A 7,627-nucleotide genomic window follows, 5' to 3' on the forward strand; every position below is an offset into this window, starting at 1 on the left:
TCATATTCCCGTATGCATCTCGTTAACCGATGAAAGGTATACTTTTCATCGGTTTTTCTTTTGAATCTTACAAACTTGTTAGGTAACTGTTAGGGAAATCGATATGAGACATACTATATATAGGTTACACTTCATGTATCGAAAAGAGAAATGGAAGGTGAAATACTTGTGGAGATACTACATGTTTCAGATTTAGGGAAGGTTTATCCTGGGAAAATCTCTTATACAGCATTATCCCATATTGATTTAAAAATAAACAAAGGTGAATTTGTAGGAATTATGGGACCATCGGGGAGCGGTAAAACAACGCTATTAAATATGGTGTCTACTATAGATGCTCCAACATCAGGAGAAGTATTAATTCATGGAGAAAATCCATATCTGTTATCTCCAAATCAGCTGTCTTTATTTCGAAGACGTGAATTAGGGTTTGTTTTTCAATCATTTAATCTCCTTAATACATTGACAGTGAAAGAAAATATTGTTCTTCCACTTACGCTTGATGGTGTCAGTCCTAGAGAAATGGAAGGGAAAGTAGAAGCTATTGCTAAAAAACTAGGGATAACTGAAATATTAGATAAACGTACGTATGAAATTTCTGGTGGGCAGGCACAAAGAACTGCAATCGCACGTGCTACTATTCATAATCCGAAATTATTACTTGCGGATGAACCTACAGGAAATCTGGATTCAAAATCTGCTAGTGATGTGATGGAATTATTGACAAAGCTTAATAAAGAAAACAGCACAACGATGATGTTAGTGACACATGATGCAATGGCTGCAAGTTATTGTGATCGAATTGTGTTTATCAAAGATGGACAGTTATACAATGAGATTTATTGTGGAGATAATCGCAAAGTATTCTATCAAAAAATTCTAGAGGTTTTAGCATTATTAGGAGGAAATGCAAATGACTTTTCGACAGTTCGCATTTAATAACGTTATTCGTAGTAAAAGAACATATTTGGCTCATTTTTTAAGTAGTACGTTTGCTATTATGATTTTCTTTACCTATGCATTACTTGCATTTCATCCTAATTTACAAGGCGATCTTGCTGCCAGTGTAACAATCAATACATTTGCAAAGTCAGGATTAAAGATATCGCAGGGGTTAATATTTTTCTTCTCATTCTTCTTTATCCTATATTCTGTAAGTGCATTTTTAAAAACAAGAAAAAAAGATTTTGGAATTCTAATGCTACATGGGATGTCACGTTCACAGTTGAATAAATTAGTATTTATTGAAAATATAATAATTGGAATCGCTTCTATTTTAACAGGAATTACAATTGGAATGGCTTTCTCTAAGTTTATCTTAATTATGAGCAACAATCTGCTAATGATTGATAAAGGACTCCCATTTTACATGCCATTTAAAGCAATTGGAATAACATTTGGAGCTTTCTTCTTATTATTTTTACTTATTTCACTTTTCACTTCTCGACTAGTAAATGTAGAGCAATTAGTAGAATTAATAAAAGCAGAAGAAAAGCCAAAGCCTGAACCAAAAGCATCCCTGTGGCTATCTTTGTTGGCACTAATTTGTATTGGATTAGGATATACAGCTGTTTTCCATAGTGTTAACGCAATTCATTACAAGGATGTGAAATATGTATTATTCATGATGGCGATAGGGGTGAGCTTTGTTGTACTTGGAACGTACTTCTTATTTACACAGCTCAGTGTGTATGTGTTACGTGTATTAAAGAAAAGGGAAAATATTTTCTTTAAGAAAACAAACATACTCACCATCTCAGATTTAGTGTATCAATTAAAAGATAATGCAAAAATGTTTTTTATGGTCACTATTATATCTGCTGTTGCCTTCACTGCAGTGGGAACTTGTATGGGATTAGGTAACACAGCCATGGCTGAATCAAATAGTCCCTTCGCATTTTCTTATCAGTCTTATAATAATAATCCTTTAGAAAAAGAGCATCTAAAAAGAATAGAAAGCGAACTCAATAATGGTGGGTTTAAATTCAAACAAGTAGCCTATTCCATAAAACAAATTCCAGATACCCTTTATAACAGCAATGTATTATTAAGCGTTATAAAAATAAGTGATTACAATAGGTTAGCAGAATCATTTGATTTTGAAAAAGAAAGCTTAAAAGATCAAAATAGTAGTTTTGTCATTCCTTCAAAAAAAGTCGCTAATACAAAATCTAATCAAAATGAATTTCAATTGTTGCATGAAAATATAAAAAAAGATATGCATGTAGATAAAATACTAGCTCCGAAAGAACTACAAGATACAACCGTCACGATAATTATTGTACCAGACGTTTTATATAATCAAATGATTGTAGACCCAGAGAAACAATATGGACAATCGACTATCAATGGTTTTATTGTGAAAAATTGGGATCAAACAAAAAAGGTTGCTGAAAAAATCGTGACTACTCTTCAGAAAGATAATGAAGGTATACATGAGCCTGAATTATACAACAAACAATATAAATTTTCTTCTTTAATATTTACATGGATAGTGATGAAACAAGGTTTTGGACTTGCATCCATCATGAGTGTATTAATAGGTATTGTTTTCTTTACGTTTGCTGCAAGCTTTTTATATTTCCGATTATACACAGACTTAGAACGAAATCAGCAGCAATATAAAATGATAGCAAAAGTTGGTTTAAGTAAACCTGAATTAAAGAAAATTGTGTCACGTCAACTTGCACTTTTATTCTTTTTACCAATTATAATTGCTATTGCACATAGTGCGGTTGCTTTTATGGCCTTACAACATTTAGCCAATTTTTCAGTCTTGGGTAGTTCAATTATGGTATTGATTTGTTTCTTAGTTATGCAAATTATATACTTTTACTTTGTTCGAGCTCAATATTTGAAAAAAATGTATAAAACGATTTTTTAATTCAAATATAATTAGAAGAAGGAGAATATAGATTGAAAAAAAGAATTGGATTATTAATAGTAGCTGGTATTTCGATTACCATGTTAGGAGCATGTTCATTATTTGGTACAAAAAATTCCCCAGCAAATGGGCTTTCAATAGAGGTAGAGCAGTTAAATGAACAAACAAGAAATTCTATAATAGACCTATACAAAGATATAACCATATCACAAGACCAATTCAAAATAAAAGAGGGGAGCATAGATAATAACAAGCTCAACATAAAGCTCCCGACACAGTTTGGGGATGCAGGGGCGGATACTCCTAGTAATTTACTATTTATTAGTAGAACAACTGCTGAAAAAATGGAAAAAAAGGGGCTTATACGTGAAAGGGATAATAATCAGGGGGACATGACTTCAGCTCCTATTGATTCATTACCAAAAATAGAAAAAGATGAAACTATCTTATTTGCAAATAAAGAATATAAGGACTTAAAAGAAATAACATATGACGGGAAAAAAATGAGTACTAAGTATGAAGGTGATGTATGGCTAGCGCCATATCGTGGTGGATCCAACGAAATCCTATTAATTGTAGATGATACTTTATTTAAAGAAATAAATGGGAAAGAAAAAACAAGACAATTTCTATCTTTTAATAAATCTTTTGGGAATCTTAATTTAGTCAATCAGGGGAAAGAACCAGAATTAACAAAGGAAATAAATAAATTGAATACGGCTTTAGGTACTGAGGGTAAGGGAGCCGTTGAATTTGTAAATATTACAGAAAAGTAAAAAAATTACGTCTATATGGGTAAAAACTGGTCACCATCAAGTTAAGAAAAATAAATACACCAAAACGAAAAATCTCACTTCTTATCTTAAAAAAGATGAAAAGTGAGGTTTTTTGCTTAGCGTGATAATGTTCCAAAACGCTGATGGTAATACATGTCTATCAAGCTAAGATTGGATTTTCTATGAAATTTCATTTCTCGTTGTTGTCCCCCTATTAGCGTTTCGGTTCCGTTACTATACAAACTCAAATTTCTTCCTCATATTAAAGTGGAACAAATTTATTACTTAAATTGTCTATTAAATGTAATCCTAAAAACTTAGTACCCAAACATGATACATTGAGTCTGGTTTGACATCTATTTTAAGTACTGCTAAACACGAAAGGACTGATTATCTTGAAAAGTACAAGGATGTTAAAAATAGGGATGTGTGTTGGAGTATTAAGTTTAAGTCTTGCAAGTGTAAAACTTTTTACAGGTGAACCATTTTAGATGGAAGCAAAAGAAAAAGTAGAGAAAGCTAAATATGAAACTCATACGCCTCATTGAGCACCCACGCAACTTGAGAAAAGTTCGACGCTTGACTGGGTTACTATCCAATCGACGCTGATACAAAATGGGCAGTTACCTATCGATTACCTTACGAATGGTTTGTTTACGCATCTACCTTTAAGGTTCTGATTGCAGGGGCATTTTTACTACAATATCCAATTGACAAATTAGGTGATATTTTCACTTATACAAAATATGATTTAGTCAAGTATTCACCAATTACAGAGAATCAAGTGGATACCGGTATGACTCTTGGGGGAAATTGCGGAGACGGATATTCATTATAGTGATAACACAGTGGGGAACATTTTATTCGAAAAATTAGAAGTCGATTCTTTTTTACATCAAAAGAATCGTTTTTTACATTCTTTTCATTACGATTATGCTAACAAGAGCCATTATATTATACGAGTAATGTAAGAACTCACTATTACAAATATTAGATAAAGTGCAAAGAGATGAGGAACAGCTCACAATTTTTTTGCTTTAAGGGGCAGCATTATTATACAGAATAGAGATGGAATAGTTCGTTCAAGAGTTAATCTACGTTTTATAATCTATAGATTATAAAACTATGTACTGTTTCTGATTAGCACACTTTTTAAATATAAGTATATTTCTGAAGGTAACCTCAATAATTTTAAGTAAATCAACAGGAGAATTGAAAGGCAGGAGAAAGTAGCATGTCAGAAAATTATCGTTCTCGAGAGGAGCGACGACAAGTTAAAAAGAAAAAACAACCAGATGCTAAAAAACAAAAACCAAAAGGTAAAACATCATTTTTTCGTAAGTTTTTAATTAGTTGTTTATTACTTGGTATTCTAGGGTTAGTCGCAGGGGTTGCTACTTTTTTCGTTATGATCAAGGATGCGCCAAAACTTGAGAAAACAAAACTTGTTAATCCGTTATCCTCAAAAATTTATAATAAAGATGGGAAATTGATATATGAATATGGGAAAGAAAAACGAACAAATATTATGTATGGTCAAATTCCTAAATTAGTAGAAAATGCGTTTTTAGCAGCAGAAGATGCACGTTTTTATGAGCATAGAGGTGTAGACTTTAAAGGTACTACACGTGCAGTTTTAGTCAGCCTAAAAGGAGATTACGGCTCTCAAGGTGGAAGTACGATTACGCAGCAAGTTATTAAAAATTACTTCTTATCAATGGAAAAAACGTCAAAGAGAAAGGTGCAAGAAATATATTTAGCGTACAAGCTAGAACAACAGTATTCAAAACATGAAATTTTAGAAATGTACTTAAATAAAGTTTACTTAGGCAACCGTTCATATGGAATCGCAACAGCGGTACAAAATTACTATGGTAAGGAATTGAAGGATTTAACACTAACAGAAGTTGCGATGCTTGCTGGTTTAATGAAAGCGCCTAATAGCTATGATCCAACGAAAGAACAAAATATCAAAAAAGCAACAGAAAGAAGAAATGTTGTACTTGAATTAATGAATCGACATGGTTATATTACAAAAAAAGAAATGGAAGAAGCATCAAAAGTTCCAGTAACAGAAGGTCTTAAGAAAGCAACTGAACAAAAAGAAATGCCATATCCTGCTTTTATGGATGCGGTTGTGAAAGAAGTTGAAAAAGAGTTGCCAGATGCTAATATTGGATCTGACGGTTTAGAAATTTATACAACATTAGATCCAAAGGCACAGGATTTTGCGGACAAGATTTTAAATGAAAATATTATTAATTATCCAAATGAGAAATTCCAAGGTGCGTTCACATTTATGGATACGAAAACTGGAGAAGTTCGTGCAATTGGTAGCGGACGTGGTGAAAATAAAACTGTATTTAAAGGGCATAATATGGCGATTGAGTTAAATCGCTCAGCAGGTTCAACGATGAAACCAATTTTTGATTACGCTCCTGCAATTGAATATTTAAAATGGGCTACTTACCATCAAATTGATGACTCTCCATTTAAGTATTCAACAGGACAAGAAGTTAGAAATGCAGATAGAAAGCATTTAGGACCAATTACAATGCGTGATGCATTGAAAACGTCCCGAAATATCCCGGCAATAAAAACTGCAAAAGAAGTAGGAATTAATAAATCAAAAGCTTTCTCTGAAAAGCTAGGTATTACATTTAATGTAGCACCGACCGAATCAACAGCGATTGGTACAAATGAAGCGTCACCAACTGAAATTGCAGGTGCTTATGCGGCATTTGGTAATGATGGTAAGTATACGAAACCGCATTTTGTTAAGAAAGTCGTTTATCCAGATGGTAAATCAAAAAGCTTTGAGCAAAAGCCAAAACGAGTTATGAAGGATTCTACAGCATATATGATTACTGATATGCTTCGTACTTTTGTTTCATCTGGATTGGGTACAACAGCTAATATAGGTTCTTTAGATATAGCGGGTAAAACAGGTACAACAAACTATTCTTTAGAACAAATAGCAAAATATAATCTACCAGAAAGTGCAACCCGTGATAGTTGGTTTGCTGGTTATACACCACAATATACGATGGCAGTATGGACTGGATATATAAAAGATAGTAAAGAAAATTATATTAGTAGTAAAAATACGAAGATTGCTCAGTTGATTTTTAAAGAAATGATGACTAATTTTGCTACAGATAAGTCGCAATTTAAAATGCCGAACAGTGTAGTTCAAGAAGGTAGCGAATTACGTATTAAAGGTGAGAAGCGTGATTCTTCTCCAAATGCGAAAATAGCCAATACGACTGAACAGTCGAATGAAAATAAGCAAAAAGAAAAGCAAAAGAAACAAGAAGAATTAAAGAAACAAGAAGAGCAAAAGCAAAGTGAGCCAAACAGTGGTAGTGGCGAAGGAAATACAAGGCCACCAAACAATGGTAGTGGCGAAGGAAATACAAGGCCACCAAACAATGGTAGTGGCGAAGGAAATACAAGGTCACCAAACAATGGCAGTGGCGAAGGAAATACTAAGCCACCAAACATTGGTAGTGGCGAAGGAAATACAAAGCCGCCAAACAATGGTAGTGACCAAGGAAATACAACACTGCCAAACAATGGGGATGGCCATGGAACGCCAATGCAACCAAGTAATGATGGGAATTCAGGAGAGAATCCAGCCAATAATGGTTAATAAGTAATATGAACATATTGTTGGTCCTTTTGCAAATTTAAAAAAAGCATAAACAGATTAGTAAATGAGGAACAACGTTTAGGAAGTAGCTAGTAGTCGTTGAAGTACATTGTAAGTTGAAAGGGTGAAGTCTCTTTATCATTTTAGCCAAGAAGACTCCTTCCTCAAGGAACGCTAAGTGAGTAGGTGGGAGATGAATTGGCTTCAGACAAGGGATGGCAGGGAGCCATCTTAATTATTCGACATACATAAATTGTTACTTCACTACCTATCGAATGTATGTTTGTTATATAATAGATACATATCGAAATGGAG

General features: G+C 33.3%; 4 protein-coding genes. All 4 read left to right on the forward strand.

The window, feature by feature from the left end; genetic code table 11:
• Positions 1-168 precede the first annotated feature (168 nt).
• The 4 genes from JDS92_RS29055 to JDS92_RS29070 all read left to right on the forward strand — a co-directional run bounded on the left by JDS92_RS29055 (position 169) and on the right by JDS92_RS29070 (position 7,312).
• On the forward strand, positions 169-939 hold the full coding sequence (locus JDS92_RS29055) for an ABC transporter ATP-binding protein (protein WP_002108271.1): 771 nt from the start codon (positions 169-171) through the stop codon (positions 937-939).
• Positions 914-2,884: an FtsX-like permease family protein gene (locus JDS92_RS29060; protein ID WP_199632976.1), complete on the forward strand. Its 1,971-nt coding sequence runs from the start codon at positions 914-916 to the stop codon at positions 2,882-2,884. Before JDS92_RS29055 ends, JDS92_RS29060 begins: the two co-directional genes overlap by 26 nt.
• Positions 2,885-2,916: 32 nt before the next feature.
• Positions 2,917-3,660 carry a lipoprotein BA_5634 family protein gene (locus tag JDS92_RS29065; RefSeq protein WP_199632977.1) on the forward strand — a complete coding sequence of 248 codons (744 nt, stop codon included), beginning with the start codon at positions 2,917-2,919 and terminating at the stop codon, positions 3,658-3,660.
• A 1,234-nt stretch (positions 3,661-4,894) separates the two neighbouring features.
• Positions 4,895-7,312, forward strand: coding sequence for a PBP1A family penicillin-binding protein (locus JDS92_RS29070; protein WP_199632978.1), 2,418 nt, complete (start codon positions 4,895-4,897; stop codon positions 7,310-7,312).
• Positions 7,313-7,627 lie beyond the last annotated feature (315 nt).

The organism is Bacillus cereus group sp. N12, from assembly GCF_016483575.1.
Taxonomy (GTDB): Bacteria; Bacillota; Bacilli; order Bacillales; family Bacillaceae_G; genus Bacillus_A; species Bacillus_A toyonensis.